At 72.9% G+C, this 23,720-nt stretch carries 19 protein-coding genes, 2 pseudogenes and 1 riboswitch; of the genes and pseudogenes, 6 read left to right on the top strand and 15 right to left on the bottom strand.

Translation table 11 applies throughout. The features are described from left to right. Positions 1 to 35: 35 nt before the first annotated feature. The 6 genes from ACPXCS_RS22065 to ACPXCS_RS22040 form a co-directional block, all read right to left on the bottom strand. Complete coding sequence (locus tag ACPXCS_RS22065; protein ID WP_425948385.1) at positions 36 to 614, bottom strand: 2'-5' RNA ligase family protein; 579 nt, start codon at positions 612 to 614, stop codon at positions 36 to 38. A gap of 143 nt (positions 615 to 757) precedes the next feature. Beyond that, positions 758 to 1,771: a tryptophan--tRNA ligase gene (gene trpS, locus ACPXCS_RS22060; RefSeq protein ID WP_425948387.1), complete on the bottom strand. Its 1,014-nt coding sequence runs from the start codon at positions 1,769 to 1,771 to the stop codon at positions 758 to 760. A 100-nt stretch (positions 1,772 to 1,871) separates the two neighbouring features. Next, positions 1,872 to 3,317, bottom strand: a complete 1,446-nt coding sequence (locus tag ACPXCS_RS22055; protein WP_425948389.1) for a glycine hydroxymethyltransferase — start codon at positions 3,315 to 3,317, stop codon at positions 1,872 to 1,874. A 31-nt stretch (positions 3,318 to 3,348) separates the two neighbouring features. Further along, positions 3,349 to 3,434, bottom strand: a riboswitch (ZMP/ZTP riboswitch). 45 nt (positions 3,435 to 3,479) lie between these two features. After that, the gene (locus ACPXCS_RS22050; RefSeq protein ID WP_425948390.1) at positions 3,480 to 4,661 is read right to left on the bottom strand and encodes a glutathionylspermidine synthase family protein; all 1,182 of its coding nucleotides are present in this window, start codon (positions 4,659 to 4,661) and stop codon (positions 3,480 to 3,482) included. A gap of 14 nt (positions 4,662 to 4,675) precedes the next feature. After that, positions 4,676 to 5,026, bottom strand: coding sequence for a hypothetical protein (locus ACPXCS_RS22045; RefSeq protein WP_425948391.1), 351 nt, complete (start codon positions 5,024 to 5,026; stop codon positions 4,676 to 4,678). A gap of 397 nt (positions 5,027 to 5,423) precedes the next feature. Continuing rightward, complete coding sequence (locus tag ACPXCS_RS22040; protein ID WP_425948393.1) at positions 5,424 to 6,812, bottom strand: PLP-dependent aminotransferase family protein; 1,389 nt, start codon at positions 6,810 to 6,812, stop codon at positions 5,424 to 5,426. Positions 6,813 to 6,859: 47 nt separating this feature from the next. On the opposite strand from ACPXCS_RS22040, the gene ACPXCS_RS22035 reads away from it, so the two are divergent. The 3 genes from ACPXCS_RS22035 to ACPXCS_RS22025 are packed head-to-tail and all read left to right on the top strand — an operon-like array spanning position 6,860 to position 8,525. Then, the gene (locus tag ACPXCS_RS22035) at positions 6,860 to 7,366 is read left to right on the top strand and encodes a carboxymuconolactone decarboxylase family protein (protein ID WP_425948395.1); all 507 of its coding nucleotides are present in this window, start codon (positions 6,860 to 6,862) and stop codon (positions 7,364 to 7,366) included. Further along, positions 7,363 to 7,809: a carboxymuconolactone decarboxylase family protein gene (locus tag ACPXCS_RS22030; RefSeq protein WP_425948397.1), complete on the top strand. Its 447-nt coding sequence runs from the start codon at positions 7,363 to 7,365 to the stop codon at positions 7,807 to 7,809. Before ACPXCS_RS22035 ends, ACPXCS_RS22030 begins: the two co-directional genes overlap by 4 nt. Beyond that, positions 7,806 to 8,525, top strand: a complete 720-nt coding sequence (locus tag ACPXCS_RS22025) for an isocitrate lyase/PEP mutase family protein (RefSeq protein WP_425948399.1) — start codon at positions 7,806 to 7,808, stop codon at positions 8,523 to 8,525. Before ACPXCS_RS22030 ends, ACPXCS_RS22025 begins: the two co-directional genes overlap by 4 nt. Positions 8,526 to 8,528: 3 nt before the next feature. Here the strand turns inward: ACPXCS_RS22025 and ACPXCS_RS22020 are convergent, their stop codons facing one another. The 9 genes and pseudogenes from ACPXCS_RS22020 to ACPXCS_RS21980 all read right to left on the bottom strand — a co-directional run bounded on the left by ACPXCS_RS22020 (position 8,529) and on the right by ACPXCS_RS21980 (position 20,980). After that, a complete protein-coding gene (locus ACPXCS_RS22020) occupies positions 8,529 to 9,485 on the bottom strand; it encodes an ABC transporter substrate-binding protein (protein WP_425948401.1) in 957 nt (318 codons plus the stop codon). A gap of 1 nt (position 9,486) precedes the next feature. Further along, the gene (locus tag ACPXCS_RS22015) at positions 9,487 to 11,436 is read right to left on the bottom strand and encodes an ABC transporter permease (RefSeq protein ID WP_425948402.1); all 1,950 of its coding nucleotides are present in this window, start codon (positions 11,434 to 11,436) and stop codon (positions 9,487 to 9,489) included. After that, positions 11,436 to 12,509: a quaternary amine ABC transporter ATP-binding protein gene (locus tag ACPXCS_RS22010; RefSeq protein WP_425948579.1), complete on the bottom strand. Its 1,074-nt coding sequence runs from the start codon at positions 12,507 to 12,509 to the stop codon at positions 11,436 to 11,438. The genes ACPXCS_RS22015 and ACPXCS_RS22010 overlap by 1 nt, the downstream gene beginning before the upstream one ends. Before the next feature lie 32 nt (positions 12,510 to 12,541). After that, complete coding sequence (locus ACPXCS_RS22005; protein ID WP_425948404.1) at positions 12,542 to 14,074, bottom strand: GMC family oxidoreductase; 1,533 nt, start codon at positions 14,072 to 14,074, stop codon at positions 12,542 to 12,544. A 454-nt stretch (positions 14,075 to 14,528) separates the two neighbouring features. Then, the gene (locus ACPXCS_RS22000) at positions 14,529 to 16,049 is read right to left on the bottom strand and encodes an aldehyde dehydrogenase family protein (RefSeq protein ID WP_425948405.1); all 1,521 of its coding nucleotides are present in this window, start codon (positions 16,047 to 16,049) and stop codon (positions 14,529 to 14,531) included. Positions 16,050 to 16,303: 254 nt separating this feature from the next. Beyond that, the gene (locus ACPXCS_RS21995; RefSeq protein ID WP_425948406.1) at positions 16,304 to 17,293 is read right to left on the bottom strand and encodes a malate dehydrogenase; all 990 of its coding nucleotides are present in this window, start codon (positions 17,291 to 17,293) and stop codon (positions 16,304 to 16,306) included. 340 nt (positions 17,294 to 17,633) lie between these two features. Then, a complete protein-coding gene (locus ACPXCS_RS21990; RefSeq protein ID WP_425948408.1) occupies positions 17,634 to 18,935 on the bottom strand; it encodes a DUF2690 domain-containing protein in 1,302 nt (433 codons plus the stop codon). A 367-nt stretch (positions 18,936 to 19,302) separates the two neighbouring features. Beyond that, positions 19,303 to 19,752: pseudogene (locus ACPXCS_RS21985) on the bottom strand (DUF3017 domain-containing protein); the annotation flags it as partial. 373 nt (positions 19,753 to 20,125) lie between these two features. Beyond that, complete coding sequence (locus tag ACPXCS_RS21980; RefSeq protein ID WP_425948410.1) at positions 20,126 to 20,980, bottom strand: bifunctional methylenetetrahydrofolate dehydrogenase/methenyltetrahydrofolate cyclohydrolase; 855 nt, start codon at positions 20,978 to 20,980, stop codon at positions 20,126 to 20,128. 275 nt (positions 20,981 to 21,255) lie between these two features. Here ACPXCS_RS21980 and ACPXCS_RS21975 point away from each other — a divergent pair, with 275 nt between their 5' ends. From ACPXCS_RS21975 to ACPXCS_RS21965, 3 genes and pseudogenes are all read left to right on the top strand, one after another. After that, on the top strand, positions 21,256 to 21,837 hold the full coding sequence (locus ACPXCS_RS21975) for a hypothetical protein (protein ID WP_425948412.1): 582 nt from the start codon (positions 21,256 to 21,258) through the stop codon (positions 21,835 to 21,837). A gap of 133 nt (positions 21,838 to 21,970) precedes the next feature. Further along, positions 21,971 to 22,093, top strand: a pseudogene (locus tag ACPXCS_RS21970) (FHA domain-containing protein); the annotation flags it as partial. 56 nt (positions 22,094 to 22,149) lie between these two features. Then, the gene (locus ACPXCS_RS21965; RefSeq protein WP_425948413.1) at positions 22,150 to 23,712 is read left to right on the top strand and encodes a protein kinase domain-containing protein; all 1,563 of its coding nucleotides are present in this window, start codon (positions 22,150 to 22,152) and stop codon (positions 23,710 to 23,712) included. Positions 23,713 to 23,720 lie beyond the last annotated feature (8 nt).

Here is a 23,720-nt window from a genome sequence, read left to right as displayed (position 1 = left end):
GGAGGCGGTCAGGCCGCCGTCCCGCCCGCGGGCGGTCAGCGCGTGGGCACCGAGCCGTGGTCGACACGGCCGGTCTGCGGCGGGACCACCGGGCCGCCGAAGGGGAACTCGCGGAGCTTGCGCCAGACGCCGTCGGCGCCCTGCTCGTACAGGGCGAAGCCGGTGCAGGGCCACTCGGCCGCGTAGCCGGCGAGCTCCTCGAAGGCGCGGTCCATCGCGGCCTCGTCGATGCCGTGCGCCACCGTGACGTGCGGGTGGTACGGGAACTGCAGTTCGCGGGCGATCGGCCCGGCGGGGTCGCGGACCTGCTGCTGGAGCCGGGTGCAGGCCTCCGCGCCGGAGACGACCCGGACGAACACCACCGGCGACAGGGGCCGGAAGGTGCCGGTGCCGGACAGCCGCATCGGGAACGGCCGGCCGGCCGCGGCGACCTCGGTCAGATGCGCCTCGACCGCCGGCAGGGCGGCCTCGTCGATCTCCGTCGGCGGCAGCAGGGTGACGTGCGTGGGGATGCCGTGAGCGGCGGCGTCGCCGAAGCCCGCGCGCAGCTGCTGGAGCTCGCTGCCGTGAGGCTCCGGGACCGCGATCGAGACACCGATCGTTACGGTCCCCACGTCGTCTCCTGTCGTTTTGGTTGGCGGGCCGCTGATACGACCACCCGGTTATCGACTGTACGGCCACGACCGGGTCACGGGCAGGCGCAACGGGAGTGATGTACAGCGCTGTTCGGTGGTACGGCTGTGCGCGGGGGTGGCGTTCAGTGCTTGGCGGGCAGGAAGCCGACCTTGTCGTACGCCTGCGCGAGGGTCTCGGCGGCGACGGCGCGGGCCTTCTCGGCGCCCTTGGCCAGCACCGCGTCGAGCGACTCGGGGTCGTCCAGGTACTGCTGGGTGCGCTCCCGGAACGGCGTGACGAACTCGACCATGATCTCGGCGAGGTCCGTCTTCAGCGCGCCGTACATCTTGCCGGTGTACTTCTCCTCCAGCTCGCCGACGGTCTCGCCGGTGAGGGTCGAGTAGATCGTGAGGAGGTTGCTGACGCCCGGCTTGTTCTCGGCGTCGTAGCGGATCACCGTGTCCGTGTCCGTGACGGCGCTCTTGACCTTCTTGGCGGTGGTCTTCGGCTCGTCCAGGAGGTTGATCAGGCCCTTCGGCGTGGACGCCGACTTGCTCATCTTGATCGACGGGTCCTGGAGGTCGTAGATCTTCGCCGTCTCCTTGAGGATGTACGGCTTCGGGACGGTGAAGGTCGGGCCGAAGCGGCCGTTGAAGCGCTCGGCGAGGTCGCGGGTGAGCTCGACGTGCTGGCGCTGGTCCTCGCCGACGGGGACCTCGTTCGCCTGGTAGAGCAGGATGTCCGCGACCTGGAGGATCGGGTACGTGAACAGGCCGACGGAGGCGCGGTCGGCGCCCTGCTTGGCGGCCTTGTCCTTGAACTGGGTCATCCGGGACGCCTCGCCGAAGCCGGTGAGGCAGTTCATGACCCAGGCGAGCTGGGCGTGCTCGGGGACGTGGCTCTGCACGAAGAGCGTGCAGCGGTCCGGGTCGAGACCGGCCGCGAGGAGCTGGGCGGCGGCCAGGCGGGTGTTCGCGCGCAGCTCCTTGGGGTCCTGCGGGACCGTGATCGCGTGCAGGTCCACGACCATGTAGAACGCGTCGTGCGACTCCTGCAGGGCCACCCACTGGCGGACGGCACCGAGGTAGTTGCCGAGGTGGAACGAGCCGGCGGTGGGCTGGATACCGGAGAGCACGCGGGGTCGGTCAGAGGCCATGTCGCTCATTGTCTCAGAGGGCCGTGGGTGGTTTCGGCGGTGGGGAACCGCGGACCGCTGTGGACGGTCGCGCAGTTCCCCGCGCCCCTTGCGGGACGCTTCAGCCGAGGTCGATCTCCGGGTACAGGGGGAAGCCGGCGACCAGGTCGGTCGCCCTGTGGGAGATCTCGTCCGCCACCTTCGCGTCGAGGACGTGAGCGGCCTTCGAGGGGGCGCCCGACTTGGTCGTGCCCGGCTCGGTGGCGGTCAGGACGCGGTCGATCAGGCCGGCGACCTCGTCCATCTCGGCCGTGCCGAGGCCGCGGGTGGTCAGGGCCGGGGTGCCGATGCGGATGCCCGAGGTGTACCAGGCGCCGTTGGGGTCGGCGGGGATCGCGTTGCGGTTGGTGACGATGCCCGACTCCAGCAGGGCGGCCTCGGCCTGGCGGCCGGTGAGGCCGTAGGAGGAGGCGACGTCGATCAGGTTCAGGTGATTGTCCGTGCCGCCGGTGACCAGGGTGGCGCCGCGGCGCATCAGGCCCTCGGCCAGGGCGCGGGAGTTGTCGACGATGCGCTGGGCGTAGTCGCGGAAGGACTCCTGGCGGGCCTCGGCGAGGGCCACGGCCTTGGCGGCCATGACGTGCGGCAGCGGGCCGCCGAGGACCATCGGGCAGCCGCGGTCGACCTGGTCCTTCAGGGAGTCGTCGCACAGGACCATGCCGCCGCGGGGGCCGCGCAGCGACTTGTGGGTGGTCGTCGTCACGATCTGGGCGTGCGGGACCGGGTCGAAGTCGCCGGTGAGGACCTTGCCCGCGACCAGGCCGGCGAAGTGCGCCATGTCGACCATGAGCGTGGCGCCGACCTCGTCGGCGATCTCGCGCATGATCCGGAAGTTCACCAGGCGGGGGTAGGCCGAGTAGCCCGCGACGATGATCAGCGGCTTGAACTCGCGGGCCGTGGCGCGCAGGGCCTCGTAGTCCAGCAGGCCGGTGGACGGGTCGGTGCCGTAGGAGCGCTGGTCGAACATCTTGCCGGAGATGTTCGGGCGGAAGCCGTGGGTGAGGTGGCCGCCGGCGTCCAGGGACATGCCGAGCATGCGCTGGTTGCCGAAGGCGCGGCGCAGCTCGGCCCAGTCCTCCTCGGAGAGCTCGTTGACCTGGCGGGCGCCGGCCTTCTCCAGGGCCGGGACCTCGACGCGCTGGGCGAGGACCGACCAGAAGGCGACGAGGTTGGCGTCGATGCCGGAGTGCGGCTGGACGTAGGCGTGACGGGCGCCGAAGAGCTCCTTGGCGTGCTCGGCGGCGAGGGACTCGACGGTGTCGACGTTGCGGCAGCCGGCGTAGAAGCGGCGGCCGATGGTGCCCTCGGCGTACTTGTCGCTGAACCAGTTGCCCATCGCCAGGAGCGTGGCCGGGGAGGCGTAGTTCTCGGAGGCGATCAGCTTGAGCATCTCGCGCTGGTCGGCGACCTCCTGGCCGATGGCGTCCGCGACGCGCGGCTCCACGGCGCGGATGACGTCGAGGGCGGCGCGGTAGGCGGTGGAAGCGGGGGTGAGCTCTGCTGACATGGGGACCTCCGGACGTTGCGTTCAGCGTTCACGGTACGGCCCAGGCGCACGGCTCTTGTCGTTCGGGCCGCTCCCCGATGGTTCGTCCATCCCAGCGCGCCAGTCACGGCCCTCGGTCAGCCTACCGGGTCGCCCCGCGCGGCCGGGCGCGGGTTTCGGCCCTCAGAGGATCACGTGGGGCAGGAACCTCGCGTACTCGTCCGTGATCAGGCCCGACGACTCGCGGATGCCCAGGCCCGCCGACTCGTGCTCCACCACCCAGGCGCCCAGGACCACGCGGTTGCCGTCGAAGTCGGGCAGCGGGGCCAGCCGCTGGTAGCAGCAGGGCTCGTCGCGCGGGGTGGGGTCCGTGCCGGGCTCGTGGATCGTGACGCCCGCTCCCTCGCGGCCGAGCAGCGGCTTGGCGACCCAGCCCGTGGCGGTCAGGTCCCGGGGGCCGTCCAGGTAGGCCGGCAGGAGGTTGGGGTGGTCCGGGTAGAGCTCCCAGAGGATCGCCAGCAGGGCCTTGTTGCTGAGGAGCATCTTCCAGGCCGGTTCGATCCACAGGGTGGAGCCGGTGCCGCCGCCGTTGTCGAGGGTGTCCAGGACGTGGCCGGCGAAGCGGTCGGTGGTGAGCCACTCCCAGGGGTACAGCTTGAAGACGCTGCGGATGAAGCGCAGGCGCTGGTCGACGAAGCGGCCGGAGAGGCGGTCCCAGCCGATCTCCTCCATGGAGATCCAGTCGGTGGGCAGGCCGGCCTGCTCGGCGGTCTCCTTGAGGTAGGCGACCGTCATGAGGTCCTCGCCCAGTTCGTCCGCCGAGGAGTAGGCGAAGTAGAGGGGACTGCCGGGAGGCAGGAGGGCCGCCTGGTTCTTCCAGGCGTCGATGAGGCGCTCGTGGAGGGAGTTCCACTGGTCGGCGCCGGGGAAGCGCTCCTCCATCCAGAACCACTGGGGGGAGGCGGCCTCCACCAGGGACGTGGGGGTGTCGGCGTTGTACTCCAGGAGCCTGGCCGGGCCCGTGCCGTCGTAGTGGAGGTCGAAACGGCCGTAGAGGGAGGGGAGTTCGGCACGGCGGTGCCAGGCCTCGGCGACCGCCCGGGCCACGCGGGGGTCGGTGATGCCCAGGTCGGCGAAGCGGTCCTCGGTGACGATGTGCTCGGCCGCCGCCAGGCACATGCGGTGCAGCTCCTCGACCACCTCCTCCAGGGCCTCGATCTCGGGCAGGCCGAAGACGTAGTACGCGCTCTCGTCCCAGTAGGCGCGCAGGGAGCCGTCGGGGTAGCGGGTCAGGGGGTAGATCAGGCCCTGTTCCTCGACGGTCTGCTGCCAGCCGGGGCGGGGTGTGGTGGTGCGGCGTTCCATGTGCGCGTGTCCGGTCAGCCGCCGCCGCTGCCGCCCGAGCAGCCGAAGCCGCCCCGGTCGACGGCCTCGCTGCGGCTGAAGGTGCCGTCGTCGGCCCAGCCGCCGCTGACGTCGGCGTCGTAGTACCAGTCGGCGTTCGTGGCGGTGGTCTTGCCGGTCCTCTTGCGGTTCTTGCCGGTGGCGGAGGAGCCGGACTTGCAGTTCTTGTCGGCGACGATCTTGTAGCCGTTGATGTAGTCGTAGCTGTCCCGGTCCACGCAGCGGCGGTCCGGGTCGGAGCCGCAGGCGGACAGTGCCGCCGCGAGGACGCCCATGCCGCCGAGGACCACCGTGCTCGAACGCAGTCGCCGCCGTGTCTCCGCCATACCGCTGCTTCTCCCCCGTGCGTCTTCTGTCATGTACTGCTGGACGGTCAGCCTAGAGATCGGTGCGGGCGGGCGTGCACGGCCCCCCTTCGCACGCCCCTGACCTACTGTCGATTTGTGATCTTTGGAATGGTGTGAGCCCTTGGTGCGGCGGTCTGCTTCGGTACGGCGACGGTGCTGCAGGCGATCGCCGCGCGGGCCGCGGCCGCGTCGGGGCGGGCCGGGGGCCGGGAACGGCCTCGGGCGGACCAGGGGCGGCCGGGGTCGGGAGCGGGCCCGGTCGGTTCGGGTGCGGCCGTGCCGTTGGCGGTCCGGGCCGGGAGTCGGCTTGGGCATGTCGGGGGCGGCTCGTGCCGGGGTCCTGTGGGGAGGGCGGGCCGGGCTCCCGTACGCGCGGTCACCCGGGCAGGACCGTGCAGAGCGCGTCCAGTGCGCCCGACCAGGCGTGGTCCGGCGGGGTCCCGTAGCCGACGACCAGGGCGTCGACCGGCTCGGTGACCGCCTCGGCGTGCCGGTAGCGGGTCAGCCCGTGGACCGCCAGGCCCCGCCAGTGGGCGGCCTGGACGACCGACTGCTCGGTGCCCGGCGGCAGCCGCAGCAGGACGTGCAGACCGGCCGCGATGCCGGTGACCCTGGCCTCGGGGGCCCGGGCCGCCACGGCGGCGACCAGGGCGTCCCGGCGGCGCCGGTAGCGCAGGCGGGTCGCGCGGACGTGCCGGTCGTAGGCGCCGGAGGTGAGGAACTCCGCCAGGGTCAGCTGGTCGAGCACCCCGCAGGTGTCGACACCGCCCTTGGCGGCGGCGGCCTCCTCGGCGAGGTCCGGCGGCAGCACCATCCAGGCCAGCCGCAGCCCGGGCGCGAGGGACTTGCTCGCGGTGCCCAGGTAGACCACCCGGTCGGGGTCCAGGCCCTGCAGGGCGCCGACGGGCTGCCGGTCGTAGCGGAACTCGCCGTCGTAGTCGTCCTCCAGCACCAGCCCGCCGGTGCGGCGCGCCCAGTCGACGACGGCGGCCCGGCGGTCGCGGTGCAGGGGCACGCCCATGGGGAACTGGTGGGCCGGGGTGAGCAGGACCGCGTCCGTGCCGGTCAGGTCGCCGGGGTCGGTGCCCCGGCGGTCGAAGGGCAGCGGGACGGTGCGCAGTGCGGACCCGGTCAGGACCCTCCAGTGCACGTCCAGGCCGTACGACTCCACCGCGACCGTCCCTGCCCCGCGCGCTCGCAGGGCCGTGCCGAGCAGCTTCAGGCCGTGCGCGAAGCCGCCGCAGACCACGATCCGCTCGGGGTCGGCGCGGACGCCCCGGGCCCGGGAGAGGTACCCGGCGAGCGCGCTCCGCAGCTCGGGCCGGCCGCGCGGGTCGCCGTAGTCCAGGGCGTGGTACGGCGCGGCGTCGAGGGCGCGGCGGGCGGCCCTGAGCCACTCGGTGCGCGGGAAGGACGACAGGTCGGGGCTGCCGGGGCGCAGGTCGTAGGCCGGGCGGGTCCGCTCGCGGGGCTGGGAGGCCGTCCCGGCCGGCGGCACGACCGTCCGCTCCCCGACCCGGGTGCCGGAGCCCTGCCGGGCCGTGAGCCAGCCCTCGGCGACGAGGTCGGCGTAGGCGTCGGCGACCGTGTTGCGGGCGAGGCCCAGGTCGGCGGCGAGCGAGCGGGAGGAGGGCAGCCGGGTGCCCGGGGCGAGCCGGCCCGAGCGCACCGCCTCGCGCAGGGCGTCGGTCAGCCCTCTGCGCAGGCCCGGGCCGGCCGGCTCCAGGTGCAGGTCGACGCCCAAAGTGGCCCACTGATCCGCCATGAAAATGGACCATACCCCTGGGCTGCTTCCTCCCTAGGGTCGAGGGCATGACGACGCACCTCGACGAGACGACCACCCCGTACGCCCCCGAGCACCCCGCCCGGCTGGACTGGGCCGCGCACGCGCCCGAGGTCTACAAGGCCATGGTCCGGCTGGAGATCGCCGCCCGGCAGGGTCTCGACCACAAGCTCTACGAACTGGTGAAGATCCGCGCCTCGCAGATCAACCACTGCGCCTTCTGCCTCGACATGCACACCAAGGACGCCCTGGCGTCGGGCGAGAGCGTCGAGCGGATCGTGCAGCTCAGCGCCTGGGACGAGTCGCGGCACTTCTACACCGAGAAGGAGGTCGCGGCGCTGGAGCTCACGGAGGCCGTGACGGTCCTGACGGACGGGTTCGTGCCGGACGAGGTGTACGAGAACGCCGCCCGGCACTTCGAGGAGGCCGAGCTGGCGCAGCTGATCGCGGCGATCACGACGATCAACGCCTGGAACCGGTTCGGGGTGACCTGCCGCATGGCGCCGGGGCACTACCAGCCGGGCCAGTACAAGTGACGGCCCGGACGCGGGCGCTCGACCCGGCGGTGGGCCGGGCGCTGTCGGCTCTGAGCGCCGCGGCGAAGCACGGGCTCGGCGACCCGGCCCTGGCCGAGCTCGTCGTGATCCGCGCCTCGCAGCTCAACCGGTGCGCGTTCTGCCTCGACATGCATCTCGCGATCGCCCGGCAGTACGGCGTGAGCGAGCGGCAGCTCGACCTGCTGGCCGCGTGGGAGGAGGCCGGGGACGTCTTCGACGAGCGGGAGCGGGCCGCGCTGGCGCTCACCGAGGCGGTGACCCTGCTGACGGAGGGTTTCGTGCCGGACGAGGTGTACGGGCGGGCGGCCCGGCACTTCGACGAGGTCCGGCTGGCCCATCTGATCGGTCTGGTCGTCGCCATCAACAACTGGAACCGGATGATGGTCGCGCGCCGGATTCCGCCGGGGGGTCACACACCGTGAGCAAGGCCGACGCGTTCCGCGCGCTGCACCACCACCGGACGCCCGAGGACCCCCTCGTGCTGCCCGGCCCCTGGGACGCGGTCAGCGCCCGGGTGTTCGCCGAGGCCGGTTTCCCGGCACTGGCCACGCCCAGCGCCGGGATCGCCGCCGCCCTCGGGTACGAGGACGGGCGGGTCCCGGCCGACGAGATGTTCGCGGCGGTCGCCCGGATCGTCCGGACCGTCGACGTGCCGGTGTCGGCGGACGTCGAGGGCGGGTACGGGCTCCCGCCCGAGGAACTCGTGGAGCGGCTGCTGGAGACCGGGGCGGTGGGCTGCAACCTGGAGGACTCCGAGCACGGGGTGCTCAAGGACCCGCACCGGCACGCCGAGTGGCTGGCCGGGGTGCGGGCGGCGGCCGGTGACCGGCTGTTCCTCAACGCCCGGGTGGACACCTTCGCCTGCGGGGTCGCCGATCCCGAGCGGGCCCTGGAGCGGGCGGCGGCGTACGTCGCGGCGGGCGCCGACTGCGTCTACCCGGTCGAGGCGCCCCTGGCGGTCCTGCCGCTGCTGCGGGCCGGGATCCGGGGGCCGGTGAACGTGGGGGTCTTCACCGAGGACGGCCCCTCGCCCGCCGAACTCGGCGCGCGAGGGGCCACCCGGGTCACCTTCGGGCCGGGACTCCAGCGGCGGGCCGCCCGCGCGCTGCGGGAGATCGCCGCCGGGCTGGCGCGGTGAACGTCAGGACAGCCACTTCCGCCAGGTGGACTCGTGGCTGTCCACCCACTTCTTCGCCGCGTCCTCGGGGGACATCTTCTGCTCGGCGATCATCAGGGAGACCTCGTTCTGGTCCTCCGTCGTCCACGTGAACTTCTTCAGGAAGGCCGCCGCCTTGCCGCCCTTCTTCGCGAAGTCCGCGTTGAGGTACTTCTGCAGAGGGGTGTGCGGATAGGCACAGGCGACCTTCTCCGGGTCGGCGTCACAGCCCTCCTTGTACGGCGGCAGCTTCACCTCGGTCATGGGGACCTTCTCGAAGAGCCACTGCGGGGAGTACCAGTAGGTCAGAAAGGGCTTCTTCTCCTTGGCGAACTGCCTTATCTGCGTGATCTGCGCCGCCTCGGAGCCCGCGAACACCACCTGGTAGTCCAGCTTCAGGTTCTTCACCAGGGCCTTGTCGTTGGTGACGTAGGACGGCGAACCGTCCATCAGCTGGCCCTTGTCGCCGCTCTCCGGGGTGCGGAAGAGGTCGGCGTACTTGTTCAGGTTCTTCCAGTCCGTGATGTCGGGGTGCTTCTCGGCGAGGTACGTCGGGACGTACCAGCCGATGTGGCCGGTGACGCCGAGTTCGCCGCCGCGGGCGATCGTCTTCTTGTCGTCGACGTACCGCTTCTCCTGCTCGGGGTGGCCCCAGTCCTCCAGGAGCGCGTCGACGCGGCCCTGGCTGAGCGCGTCCCAGGCGGGCACCTCGTCGACCTGGACGGTGTCGACGCGGTAGCCCAGCTCGTGCTCCAGGAGGTACTGGGCGACGGCCACGTTGGACTGCGCGCCCACCCAGGACTGCACGGACAGGGTCACGGTCTTCGCGCCCCGCGCGTTGGCGAAGGGCGAGGCCTGCTTGGTCATGTCGGCGGCACCGCAGCCGGTGAGCAGCGCCAGGGAGCTCACCGCGGCGATCGCGGCGGTGGTACGGACGCGCATGTCAGGCTCCCTTCCGCGCGCGGCGTTCGGTGGGCTGGGTCACCCGGTCGAGCATCAGGCCCAGGCAGACGATCGCCGCGCCGGCCACCAGCCCGGTCGCCAGGTCGCCCTGGGCGAGGCCGAAGACGACGTCGTAGCCGAGGGCGCCGCCGCCGACCAGGCCGCCGATGACGACGACGGCGAGGACCAGGACGAGGCCCTGGTTGACGGCGAGCAGCAGTGCCGGGCGGGCCAGCGGCAGCTGCACCTGCCGCAGCTGCTGCCAGCTGGTCGCGCCGAGCGAGCCGGAGGCCTCCAGCGCGGCCGGGTCGACCTGGCGCAGGCCCTGGGTGGTGATGCGCACGACCGCCGGCAGCGCGTAGACGATGGCGGCCGCGACGGCCGGGGCGCGGCCGACGCCGAACAGGGCGACGACCGGGATGAGGTACACGAACTGCGGCATCGTCTGGAAGACGTCCAGGACCGGGCGCAGCGCCCGCTCCAGCCGGTCGCTGCGGGCCGCGGCGATGCCGATGGCGAAGCCGGCGACCAGGGTGACGGCGACGGCCGCGAGGACCTGGGAGAGGGTGTCGAGGGAGGGCTTCCAGACGCCCAGGACACCGATGGCGGCCATGGCGAGGACGGCGGTGAGCGCGGTGCGCCAGGTGCCGATCACCCAGGCCAGGGCGGCGACCACGAGCAGGACCGCCCACCAGGGCAGCGCCTGCAGGCCGTCGCGCACCGGGTCGAGGACCCAGGTGGTGAAGTGGCCGGCCCAGTCGGCGGTGCCGCCGATGACCGGCACGCCCGAATACAGGTGCGCGGTCATCCAGTCGACGGCGCGGTTGACGGGCTCGGCGATGCCGACGACCCAGGCGTCGGGCCAGTCGAGCCGGCCCGCGAGCCGCCCGGCGACCGCCACGGCGGCGACACCGGCGAGGGCGAGGAGCCGGCCGCGGCCGGCGCGGGGTTCGGGGTCGGCGCCGAGCTTCTTCCCCGCCGCGCCCGTGACGCGGTCCAGGACGACGGCCAGCAGCACGATCGGGATGCCGGCGGCGAGCGCGGCGCCGACGTCGACGGAGGCCAGGGCCTGGTAGACGCGGTCACCGAGACCGCCCGCGCCGATGACGGCGGCGATGACGGCCATGGACAGCGCCATCATGATCGTCTGGTTGACGCCGAGGAGCAGCTCCTTGCGGGCCAGCGGGATGCGCGCGGTCAGCAGGCGCTGGCGGGCGGTGGCCCCGAGGGACTCGACCGCTTCCAGCACCTCCTTGTCGGCGCCGCGCAGCCCGAGCGAGGTCAGCCGGGCCATGGGCGGGGCGGCGTAGACGACGGTGGCCAGGACGGCCGCCGGGACGCCGATGCCGAAGACCAGGACGACCGGCAGCAGGTAGGCGAAGGCGGGCAGCACCTGCATGGTGTCCAGGACCGGGCGCAGGGCGCGGTCCATCCGGTCGGACAGCCCGGCGGCGAGCCCGAGCAGCGCGCCCACCACGATCGACGCGAGGACCGCGACGACCATCAGGGCCAGGGTCTGCATGGTCGGCACCCACATGCCGAGCAGGCCGCAGGCGAGGAACGCGGCGGCCGTGCCGAGTGCCAGCCGCACGCCCGCGACGCGCCAGGCGACCAGCGCGCCCAGGGCGGTGACGCCCGCCCAGCCGACGGCCAGGAGGGTGAGGTAGACGGCCCGCACGGCGATGACGACGACATTGCTGACGTGGCCGAAGAAGTAGAGGAACAGCGGGTGGCTGTCGCGGTTGTCGATGATCCAGTCGCTGGCCTTGGCGAGCGGCTCGGAGAAGTCGACGGTCAGCGCGCCCGGCCAGGTGCCGCTGGCCCAGCGGCCGTCGGCCAGCGGCACCAGGCAGGCGGCGGCGACGGCCAGCAGGAGCAGCTTGCGCACGGTCCGGTGCTGCAGCAGCCCGGGCAGTCCGGGGCGGGGCGGGTTCGCGGTGACGGTCGCCATCACACCGCCTCCTCGGGCTGGTCCGTGCCCGGCGGGGCGGGCTGCTCCGTGCCGGCGACGACACCGAGGAGGGTGTCGGAGTCGACCATGCCCACGCACCGGCCCTGGTCCATGACCCGGGCCGGGGCGCCGGCGCGGGCGACCGCCTCGATGGCCTCGAAGACCGTGGCCTCGGGCCGGACCGCCGGTCCGCTGCCGTCCAGCTCCGCCGACGGGCGGCGCATGGCCGTGCGGACCGTCATGACCTGCTCGCGCGGGACGTCCCGGACGAACTCCCGGACGTAGTCGTCGGCGGGGGCGCCCACGATCTCCTCGGGCGTGCCGAGCTGCACGACCCGGCCGTCGCGCATCAGGGCGATGCGGTCGCCCAGCTTCAGGGCCTCCTGGAGGTCGTGGGTGATGAAGACCATCGTGCGGCCCTCCTCGTGGTGCAGCCGGACGACCTCCTCCTGCATGTCGCGCCGGATCAGCGGGTCGAGCGCGCTGAACGGCTCGTCAAACAGCAGGACTTCGGGGTCGACGGCGAGGGCCCGGGCCAGGCCGACGCGCTGCCGCTGGCCGCCGGAGAGCTGGCCGGGACGGCGGTGCTCCATGCCCTCCAGGCCGACCTTGGCGACGACCTCGGCGGCCCGTTCACGCCGTTTGGCCCTGCCCATGCCCTGGATCTCCAGGCCGTAGGCGACGTTGTCGAGGACCGTGCGGTGCGGCAGCAGACCGAAGTGCTGGAAGACCATGGCGGCGCGGTGGCGGCGCAGTTCGCGCAGCCGGGAGCGGTCCATGGCGCGGACGTCCTCGCCGTCGATGGCGATGGTGCCGGCGGTGGGCTCGATCAGCCGGGTCAGACAGCGCACCAGCGTGGACTTGCCGGAGCCGGACAGGCCCATGACGACGAAGACCTCGCCCTTGCGCACGTCGAAGGAGACGTCCCGGACGGCGGCGGTGCAGCCGGTGCGCTCCCGCAGCTCGGCCGGGTCGAGGGCGGTCAGCTCGGGGTCGCCGGGGATGCGCTCGGCCTTGGGGCCGAACACCTTCCACAGGTTCCGGACCGAGAAGACGGGGGCGGTGGTGTCCATGGTCTGCTCCGCCGGGGGTTCGAGGGTCGCGGTCACTTGGCACCACCACCGATCAGCTCGGCGGCCTTCTCCCCGACCATGAGCACGCCGATCATCGGGTTCACGGTGGTCATGGTGGGGAACACGGAGGCGTCGGCGACGCGGATGCCCTCCAGGCCGCGGATGCGCAGCTCGGGGTCGACGACGGCCAGCCGGTCGTCGGCGGCGCCCATCCTGCAGGTGCCGGCCGGGTGGTAGACGGTGTGCGCGGCCTTGCGGGCGTACTCGCTCAGCTCCTCGTCGCCGGTGACGTCCGGACCGGGGCAGACCTCGCGCTTGAGCCAGCCGGCCAGCGGCTCGGTCTTCGCGATCTCGCGGGCGATGCGGATGCCGTCGACGAGGGTCCGGCCGTCGTAGTCGTCCTCGTCGGTGAAGTAGCGGAAGTCCAGGGCGGGCTTGACCTCGGGGTCGGCGCTGGTGAGGTACAGCCGGCCGCGGCTCTTGGGCTTGGGGATGTTCGGGGTCATGGAGACGCCGAACTCGGGCCGCTGGTAGCCCAGTCGCTCCGGGTTGTCCGTGAAGGGGATCTGGTAGAAGTGGAACATCAGGTCGGGGTGCGCCAGTTCGGGGTCGCGGCGCACGAACAGGCCCGCGTCGGAGTCCATCGCGGAGTTCTCCGGGATGGGGCCGTTCGTCTCCCAGACGATGACCGACTCGGGGTGGTCGAGCAGGTTCTCGCCGACGCCCGGCAGGTCGTGCGTGACGGGGATGCCGAGCTTCTCCAGGTCGGCCTTCGGGCCGATGCCGGAGTGCATCAGCAGCCGGGGCGAGTCGACGGCGCCGGCGCACAGCACGACTTCGTTGCGGGCCCTGACGAGGATCTCCTCGCCGTCCTTGGTGCGCACGTGCACGCCCTCGGCGCGGTTCCCGTCGAGCTGCAGCTTGTACGCCCAGGTCTCCAGCAGGAGCGTGAGGTTGGGCCGCTCGTCCATCACCGGGTGCAGGTAGGCCACCGACGCGGAGGAGCGCTTGTTGGTCTCGGGGTGGTAGGCGAGGTCGAAGAAGCCGACGCCCTCGGTGAACGGCTCCTTGTTGAAGCCCTCCACGCGGGGCACGCCCAGTGCCTCCTGGGCGGCGTCGACGAAGTCCCGGGCGATGGCGTTCCGGTCCTTCTCGTCGACCGGGACGATGTTGTTGAGCAGCCGGGCGTAGTACGCCTCCATCTGCACCGCGCCCCAGCCCCGGGCGCCGGCGGCCTCCCACTCGTCCCAGTCGGCGGGCAGCGGCTTGAAGGCGATCAGGGTGTTGTGCGAGGAGCAGCCGCCCAGGACGCGGGCCCGGCTGTGCCGGATGTGCGAGTTTCCGCGCGGCTGTTCGGTGGTCGGGTAGTCGTAGTCGAGCTCGCCGCCGAGCAGGCCCATCCAGCGGCGCAGGGTCAGTACGTCGTCGCGGCCCACGTCGCTGGGGCCGCCCTCGATGACGGCGACGGTGACATCCGGGTTCTCGGTGAGGCGGGAGGCGATGACGGAACCTGCGGTTCCGCCACCTATCACGACATAGTCGTACTCATGACTGGTGTGAGACATGGCGTGCTTGCTCCAGAGGGGGATGAAGGGGACGGGCTCGGAGGTGTGCCGGGGGGGCCGGCCCGGGGCGGGGGTGCCCCGGGGCCGGCCGGGTCGGCCCGGACCGGAGGACATCCGGGCCGAGGGACGGCCCAGGAGGTCCGGGCGGAGGATGATCCGGAACCGGGGGCCAGCCCGGACCGGGGGGAACCAAGCCGGGGAGAGGGCGCCGGGACCGGGGTGACCCGAGGGCCGGGCCGGACCGGGAGGTGCCCCGGGACCGGGAGGTGACCCGGGACCGGGGGCCGACCCGGACCGGGGGTGACCCCGGAGACCCGAGGGCCGACCCGGACCGGAGGTGATCCGGAGGACCCGGGGGCCGACCCGGACCGGAGGTGATCCGGAGGACCCGGGGGCGACCCGCACCGGAGGTGGGCCGGGGGGCGCTCCGGACCGGGGATGGCCCCGGCCAGGGTCAGCCCGCGAACCAGCGCACCGGCTTGGGCGCGAGGTTCTGGTAGACGTGCTTGGTCTCCCGGTACTCGGCGAGACCGGCCGGGCCGAGCTCGCGGCCCACTCCGCTCTTGCCGAAACCGCCCCACTCCGCCTGCGGCAGGTAGGGGTGGAAGTCGTTGATCCAGACCGTGCCGTGGCGCAGCCGGCCGGCGACCCGGCGGGCGCGGCCCGGGTCGGCGGTCCAGACGCCGCCCGCGAGGCCGTACTCGGTGTCGTTGGCCAGGGCGACGGCCTCGTCCTCGGTGCGGAAGGTCTCGACGGTGAGGACCGGCCCGAAGACCTCCTCCCGGACGACGCGCATCTCGCGGTGGCAGTGGTCGAGGACGGTCGGCTCGTAGAAGTAGCCGTTCTCCGGGCGCTGCGGGGACGGTTCGGGGCGCTTGCCGCCGCAGCGCAGCACCGCGCCCTCCTCCAGGGCGGACTCGACGTACTTCTCGACCTTGGCGCGCTGCTGCTCGGAGACGAGCGGGCCGCACTCGACGCCGTCCTCGGTGCCGCGGCCCAGCCGGATCTTCCCGGCCCGGCGGGCGAGTTCGGCGACGAACCGGTCGCGCACCGACTCCTCGACGATGAGGCGGGCACCGGCCGAGCAGACCTGGCCGCTGTGGATGAAGGCGGCGTTGAGGGCCTGGTCGACGGCGGTGTCGAAGCCCTCCTCGGTGGCGCAGGCGTCGGCGAAGACGACGTTGGGGTTCTTGCCGCCGAGTTCGAGGGCGACCTTCTTGACGGTGGGCGCGGCGGCCTGGGCCACCTTGGTGCCGCTGATCAGGCCGCCGGTGAAGGAGACCAGGTCGACGTCGGGGTGCTCGGAGAGCCGGGCGCCGACCGTGTGGCCCGGTCCGGTGACGATGTTGGCGACTCCGGCGGGCAGTCCGGCCTCGACGAGCAGGTCGATCAGCGCGATGGTCGTCATCGGCGTGATCTCGCTGGGCTTGACGACGAAGGTGTTGCCGGCGGCGAGGGCGGGGGCGATCTTCCAACTGGCCTGCAGCAGCGGGTAGTTCCAGGGCGTGATCATCGCGCAGACGCCGACGGGCTCGTGCACGACCACGCTGTGGATGTCGGGCGAGCCCGCGTCCACCACCCGGCCCGGGGCCTCGGCGGCGACCAGGTCGGCGAAGTAGCGGAAGGCGTCGGCGACGCAGTCGATGTCGACGCGCCCCTCCTCGACGGTCTTGCCCGCGTCCCGGGCCTCCAGCCGCCCGAGCTTCTCGCGGTCGCGCACGAGCAGGTCGGCCACGCGGCGCAGCAGCGCGGCCCGCTCGGCGGCGGGCGTGTGCGGCCAGGCGCCCTCGTCGAAGGCCTGCCGGGCCGCGGCGACGGCGAGGTCGGCGTCCTTCTCGTCACCCTCCGCGACGACGGCGAAGGGCAGGGCGTCCGCGGGGTCGAGGATCTCGCGGGTGGCCCCGGAGACGGCCGCGCGCCATTCTCCTCCCGCGTGGATGGTTTGACTCGCCTGAAGTTCGGTACTTTCCGCCATGATCGCTCTTCGCCTTCCGTTCCTGATCAGCGTCTCCGTGTCACAGAGGTGACACCAGGAGACCGGGTTCGCCTGCCCGAGACCCCTGGATGCATGCGCCCGCGTGTCCGAAAGTGCGCTGCGTCACGGGAGATGCGGACAAAGAGGAACAAAAGGTACGGAGATCCGGGGTTTCGGCGTGCCGTGGAAAGCCCGCAGGCCCCGCACCGGAGAACCGGTGCGGGGCCTGCGCACGATGTCGCGTGAAGGTCCGGTCAGATGAGACCGAGACCGCGGACCGCCTCGCGCTCCTCCTCGAGCTCCTTGACGGAGGCGTCGATGCGGGCGCGGGAGAACTCGTTGATGTCCAGGCCCTGGACGATCTCGTACCTGCCGTCCTTGCAGGTGACCGGGAAGGAGGAGATCAGGCCCTCCGGGACGCCGTAGGAGCCGTCCGACGGGATGCCCATGGAGACCCAGTCGCCCTCGGCGGTGCCGTTGACCCACGAGTAGACGTGGTCGATGGCGGCGTTGGCGGCGGAGGCGGCCGACGAGGCGCCACGGGCCTCGATGATGGCGGCACCGCGCTTGGCGACGGTCGGGATGAAGTCGTCGGCGAGCCACTTCTCGTCGTTGACGACCTCGGCGGCGTTCTTGCCGGCGACCGTGGCGTGGAAGATGTCCGGGTACTGCGTGGCGGAGTGGTTGCCCCAGATCGTCAGCTTCTTGATCTCGGAGACCGGGGTGCCGGTCTTCTTGGACAGCTGGGTCAGGGCGCGGTTGTGGTCCAGGCGGGTCATCGCCGTGAACCGCTCGGCCGGGACGTCCGGCGCGGCGGCCTGGGCGATCAGGGCGTTGGTGTTGGCCGGGTTGCCGACGACCAGGACCTTGATGTCGTCCGCGGCGTGGGCGTTGATGGCCTGGCCCTGCGGCTTGAAGATGCCGCCGTTGGCCTCCAGCAGGTCGCCGCGCTCCATGCCCTTGGTGCGCGGGCGGGCGCCGACGAGCAGACCGACGTTGGCGCCGTCGAAGGCGACGTTCGGGTCGTCCGTGATGTCGATGCCCTGCAGGAGCGGGAACGCGCAGTCGTCCAGCTCCATGGCCGTGCCCTCGGCCGCCTTGAGCGCCGGCGTGATCTCCAGGAGGCGCAGCTTCACCGGCACGTCCGCGCCGAGCAGCTGACCGGAGGCGATGCGGAAGAGCAGGGCGTAACCGATCTGGCCGGCCGCGCCGGTGACGGTGACGTTCACGGGAGTGCGGGTCATGGCGTTCTCCGTATGACAGCTGGCGGTAGGGGCGGGGTCCCTGCCCCGGACGTTTGATCGATCTCTTGGCGTCAAGAGATCGATCCAGCGGTCAGGCTATCGCGCATCCGGGATCCCGGACCGCCGGGTCGGTGTGGCCCGGCCCACAACCCGCTCACCGTCACGCAAGAGGCGGCCGCCCGTCCGGGAGAGGAGGACGGAGGCGGCCGCCTGAGGGGGATACCGACGATGCCGGACTCCCGTGGGGGTACGGTTCGCGTGCCCACGATCCCGGCGGGCATGCCTCCCCCGGCGCGCATTTCTTCGCCGGCCCGTCGGATCGCGCCGCGCCCCGCTCCCCTTACTCCGTGCAGCCCTGCCCGCCGGCCGTGAGCGTCGCGCAGGCCTTGGCCTCGCCGGCGCTCTTCACGGCCACCATCGGGGTGTACGCGATGCTGTCGCCGGCCGCGGTGATGCTGCCGGTCTGCTTCGCCTTGCCGGCGCTGATCTGGACCTCGTCGCCCTGCGCGGCCTGCGTGATCCGGCCCCAGGCCGCCTTGCAGGTCTCGCTGTAGCGGACCTCCACGACGGTCGTGCCGACGGTCGCGGTCCGGGCGGTGGTCACCAGGTCACCACTGCACCCCATGTTCTCCGCGTCCTTGCCGGTGCAGCTGTCGCCGCTGCACTTCACCCCCGGGGGCAGATCCGGGTTCGTGCTGGCGCTCGGCGAGGGCGACTTGGCGCCGCCCTTGGCCTCGTCGTCACCACCGCCGCCGGTGAGGTAGAAGGCACCGGCGATCACCACGAGCACACCCACGGCACCCGCGAGGAACGTCCCGGTCCGCCGCTTGCCCGCGGCACCGCCCTTGCGGCCCGGGCCCCCCGCCCGGCCGCGGCCACCGGCCCGGCCACCGCCACCGGCGGCAGGCCCGGCGTCCTGCGGCGACGCGCCGGACGCGCCCACGGCCGGGGTCCGGGTGGTCCCGCCGGGCGCTCCGGGCGCGGTCCCGGAGGCCGCGCCGGGCCGGGAGCCCGTGCCGGAGGCACGTCCGCCCGCACCGGTCCCCGTGGGCGCCGGGCCCTTGTATCCGGCCAGCCCCCACGAGTTGACCTCGCTGCGGTCCTCCCGCAGGCCGGCGCCGGTGGAGTCCTGGACCTCGGGCGCCGTCGGCTGCGGCGGCACGGACGGGACGACACCGGCCGGGCCCGCGATGCCCGGCGTGACCGTGGCACTGCCGCTGCGGCGGGGCGCTCTGCCTGCGGATCTGCCGTCCTCCTTGGAGCCGGCGGAGCCGGCCGCGGAGGCGCCGAAGTCCTGGCCGCCGAACTCGCCGAGCGCGGCGCGCGCCTGGGAGATCCGGATGGCCTCCATCGTCATGTCGTGCCGCATCTCCGAGCGGCTCCAGGCGCGCTCGGCGAGCTCCCACATGGTGGTGAGGTGCACCGGGTTGGTCCCGGTGACCTCGGCCAGGGCCACGATCGCGCCCTTGGGCGCGAGCAGCCGGCCGTTCAGGTAACGCTCCCACGACGTCTTGCTGTAGCCCGTGCGGTCCGCCACCGACGCGATGCTCAGACCGCTGCGGTCCACGAGTCTGCGCAGCTGGCTGGTGAACTCCCTGATCTGCGGATCGAGCTCATCCGGCAAGGCCTTCCAACGAGGCATTGCTTCCCACCCTCTTCCCCCCGGTACGTGCTGTTCTTTCCCGCGCTGTTCGCCCCGCGCGTGGCGGCCTCGGCCGATCCCCGTTGTGGCTACCCACAGGGATGCGCCCAGCGAGGATCTCAGTTCCGCGACGGGGGGCGCACGGAAGCATGGTGCCCGCGCGCGATACCCCCCGGACCGTCCTGATTGTCCACGCCAACCCCGGCGTCGCACCACTTCGTGCGGAATCGGAAGCGGGACGTACCGGAACTGTCACTTCCGTGCCACAGCGTACTGACAGGCGTTGAACAGGCCGTTCGGGGTGCACCAGGGTGGATCGCGGCGGCGGCCCGTCCTTCCTCGGGGGAGAGGACGGGCCGTCGTCCGGTCATTCGCTGGTGACCGTGAAGTGCAGGGTGTCCTTCAGGAACGGGATCTGCAGCAGCGGATGCGGCTGCGCCATCAGCGCCAGCAGGACGATCACGGTGCCCAGCACGCCGTACGTGACGATGTCCGTGAAGCGGGAGCGGACGGCGAGCATGCCGACGTCCGGGAGCAGCCAGCGCAGCACGCCGCCGCCCAGCAGGGCGACGCCGATCAGCAGCGTGCCGAAACGGAACTGGTCGAACGCGGTGATCAGCAGCCCGAGCCCGGCGACGCCGAGCACGGCGAGCACGGGCCACTGCCGGGCCGGCGCGGGCGCGTCACCGGACGCGGCGCGGCCACCGCCCTCGGGCCGCGCGGTGTCCTTGGTGAACAGCGGGAACCGGCGGGTGACCCGCCGCGGCCGCCCCTCGGCGTCGGGAGCGCTGACCGGATCCCGGACGGTGAACTCGTCCTCGCCGTCGCCCTCACCGGCACCGGCCGGGCCGTCCTGAGCGTCGTGGTCGCCACGCCGTCCGCGCCCGTCCCGGGCGCCGCGCTGCTCACGCTCACCGTGCCCGTCCTGCGCGCCGGGCTGCTCGAGCGCACCGTGCCCGTCCCGGGCGCCGTGCTCACCGCGCTCGCCGTGACCGTCCAGAGTGTCGCGCCGACCGTGCTCTTCGTGGCCGGCCCGGCTGTCGGGGCCGTCCTGAGCGTCGTGGTCGCCGGGGGCCCGGCCGGGCTCCGCGCTGCGCGGGCCGCCGGCCCGCGCCCCGGGGGCGTCCTCGGCGCCCTCGGGGACCGGACCGGCACCGGCCGCGGCGCGCGGCGCGCTCGCTGCGTTGCGGTCAGCCGGCACTGCGCTCCGCCGCCTCGACCACGTTCACCAGCAGCTGGGCGCGGGTCATCGGGCCCACCCCGCCGGGGTTCGGGGAGATGAACCCGGCGACCTCGGCCACGTCGGGGTGGACGTCACCCACGATCTTGCCCTCGGCGCTGCGGGAGACGCCGACGTCGAGGACGGCCGCGCCCGGCTTGACGTCCTCGGCGCGGATCAGATGGGCGGAACCGGCCGCGGCGACGATGATGTCCGCGCGCCGGAGGTGCGCCGACAGGTCACGCGTGCCGGTGTGGCACTGCGTCACGGTCGCGTTCTCGCTGCGGCGGGTGAGCAGCAGCGGCATCGGCCGGCCGATGGTCACACCGCGTCCGACGACCACGACCTCGGCGCCCTTGATCTCCACGCCGTACTGCCGCAGCAGGGTCAGCACACCGTTGGGCGTGCAGGGCAGGGGCGCCGGCTCGTTGAGCACGAGGCGGCCGAGGTTCATCGGGTGCAGGCCGTCGGCGTCCTTGTCCGGGTCCATCAGCTCCAGGATCCGGTTCTCGTCGATGCCCTTGGGCAGCGGGAGTTGCACGATGTACCCGGTGCAGGCCGGGTCCTCGTTCAGCTCGCGCACGACCGCCTCGATCTCCTCCTGCGTGGCGGTGGCGGGCAGCTGGCGCTGGATGGAGGCGATGCCGACCTGCGCGCAGTCGCGGTGCTTGCCGGCGACGTACTTCTGGCTGCCGGGGTCGTCCCCGACGAGGATCGTGCCGAGGCCGGGCGTGACGCCCTTCTCCTTCAGCGCCGCCACGCGGGCGGTCAGATCGGACTTGATCGCGGCTGCGGTGGCCTTGCCATCGAGAATCTGGGCGGTCATGACCCCATCCTCGCGGATGACCCCGCCGTCGTTCCAATCCGGCCGCAATCCGGGCACCGGGGGTGCGCTCCACCCGTATCCGCCCATGATCAGCGATGTTGCACTTGCACAACACATCGGGAATGCGGCTGGACAAGCCGGTCAGTGGTGCAGAACGATGACATGACAAGTGCCGCGGGCAGTTCAACGGGGGGACGGTCGCAATCTGAAGAGCTCTCCTCCGTACGGACGGCACGCGTCGTCCCCGCACTCGGAACAACGGAGGAAAGTCCGCCATGAGCTTCGGCGACCCGAACAACCCCTATGGCCCGCCCCAGGGGCAGCAGCCCCAGCAGCAGGGCTACGGCTACCCGCAGCAGCAGGGACAGGCGCCCGGCTACGGCTACCCGCAGGCCCCTCCGGTCTCCCCCTACGGCGGCGGCCCCGCCGCCCCGACGACGATGCCCGGCTCGGTGAGCGCGGCCCGCGTGATGCTGTGGGTGATCGTCGGTCTGCAGGTGCTCGGCGTGGCCATCTTCGCGTTCTCCGCCATCGCGCTGAACGCCGCCAAGGACGACGAGTCCCTCAAGGACAACACCGCCTTCCAGGACCTGGTCGGTGACTCGACCGGCGTGATCTGGGGCTATGTGGTGTTCGGCCTGGCCTGGCTGGTGTTCGCCGCCGTGCTGGCGACGAAGTTCAAGAACGGCGGCAACGGCGCCCGGGTCACGATCCTGGTCTTCGCCATCATCACGGCCGTCCTCGGCATCTACCCCTTCGTCATCGTCGGCCTGGTGCACACGATCCTCGCCGTCCTGGTGGCGGTGTTCGTCGGCAACGCGGCCGGCAAGGCCTGGTTCAACCGCCCCCGCTACTGAGCGGACCCGGTCGAGCGGACCACTTCACGCCAATCACACCCAAGGGCCGTGTCTCACCCGTACGAGGGGGGCACGGCCCTGGTGCGTCGCCCTAGTCTGACGGTGGTAGCTGTTCAGGCACGGGGAGAGCACCTTGTACAGCATCATCGTGGTACCTCCGCCGACCACGGAGGACGAGCGAGACCGATCCCCCATCCGACGCGCGCCCGGCACCCGCCCCAGCTCCGGCCGGTCCGCCACCGACAACGTTGCCCACCCCTTCCACCCCGCGCACGAGACCGGACCGGCCGCCCCACCGGGCGGGGTGGCCCGGTGACCGAGCCCTACGCCGTACCCGTACCGAAGGGCTACCGGGTCGGCGTCTGGGAGGTGCGCGAGCCCCTGGCGACCGGGGCCTTCGGCAGTGTGTACACGGCCCGGCGGATCGGCGGCAGCACCGCACTGCCGCCCACGGCCGCCCTGAAGTTCCTGCCCACCGGCACCGCGACGCCCCGACGGCTCGCGCATCTGCGGGAGTTGATCGAGCGGGAGGTCGAGCTGTACCGGCGGCTGCGGCATCCGCGGCTGGTGCGGATGTACGAGACGCTGACCGTGGACGACCCGGACCACCCGCAACTGGACGGCGCCACCGTCCTCGTCCTGGAACGGGCCGAGGGCTCGCTGTCCGCCCTGCTCGGCGCCACGCCCCGGCCCGCCGCCGGTCCCGCCCTGCTCGCGCAGATCTGCGAGGGCCTGGTCCAGCTGCACGGCGCCGGCTGGGTGCACGGCGACCTGAAACCGGCCAACGTCCTGCTGATGGGGGACGGTTCGGTCCGGCTGGCCGACTTCAACATGGCCGCCGAGCTGGAGGGCACCCACGCCTACACACCGGCCTTCTCCACCCCCGACTACACACCGCCCGAGCTGCTGTGGACCGAGATCGGCGAACGGGGCCGCCGCATCCGCAAGTCCGCCGACGTCTGGGCCTTCGGCGTCCTCGCCCACCTCGTCCTGACGGACTCCTTCCCGCTGCCCGGGGCCACCCCGGCGGCCCGCCGCGACGCGGCCGCCGCCTACGCCCGCGGCACCGACGACCTTCGTCTGTCGCCCCGGCTGACGGAGGAGTGGCGGCAGATCATCTCCGCCTGCCTGACCCGCACCCACGACCACCGCATCACCGGCGAGGCACTGCTGCGCCGCGTCCGGGCGGCCGCCGGCACCGGGCACCGGCCCTTCCGGCTGCCGCGCCTGCGCCCCGCCCGCCGTCCGCGCCCCGGGTCCGTCGTGGCGGCCACGGCCGCCGCCGTCACCGCCGTCGCGGCCCTCGCCTACGGCGTCAGCGTCTGGGGCGACGGCGCGCGCAGGGGCGGCGGCGCCCCGGGGGCCTCGGCGGACGTCTCCGCCGCGGTGTACGGCGCCTCGGACCTGCGCACCGACCGGGGCATCCCGCCCGCCTACCGGCTGCTGATCGTCGAGACGGCGCACGACTGCGACCAGCGGGACGTCACCCCGGCCCTGATCGCCGCCATGCTGAAGGTGGAGAGCGACTTCGACCCGGACCTCTCCGACCCGGCCAACGACGAGTACGGCATCGCCCGCTGGACCCCGCGCGTGCTGCGCTGGTGGATGAACGAGGACGGCACCCCCGGGGAGACCGTTCCCCAGCCGCCGTTCCCGCCGGCCGAGTCCATCCCGGCGATGGGCCGTTACCTGTGCTGGATCGCGCCGCGCCTGCACGAGGACCTGCCGGGCGACCGCCGGGTCCTCATCGCCGCCGCGTACCGCACGTCGTACCGGACGGTGAACAAGGCGGGCGGGGTGCCCCCGGACGTGCGCGGGTACGCCGACGGCATCGCCCGCTACCTCGCCGCGTACACGCCCGAGGGCCGCAGGTGAGGCGGGGG

The organism is Streptomyces sp. DT190 (assembly GCF_049846985.1).
In the GTDB taxonomy this organism is placed as follows: Bacteria; Actinomycetota; Actinomycetes; order Streptomycetales; family Streptomycetaceae; genus Streptomyces.
The sequence above is the reverse complement of the archived record's forward strand: the minus strand, read 5'-3'. Positions and strand labels throughout refer to the sequence as shown.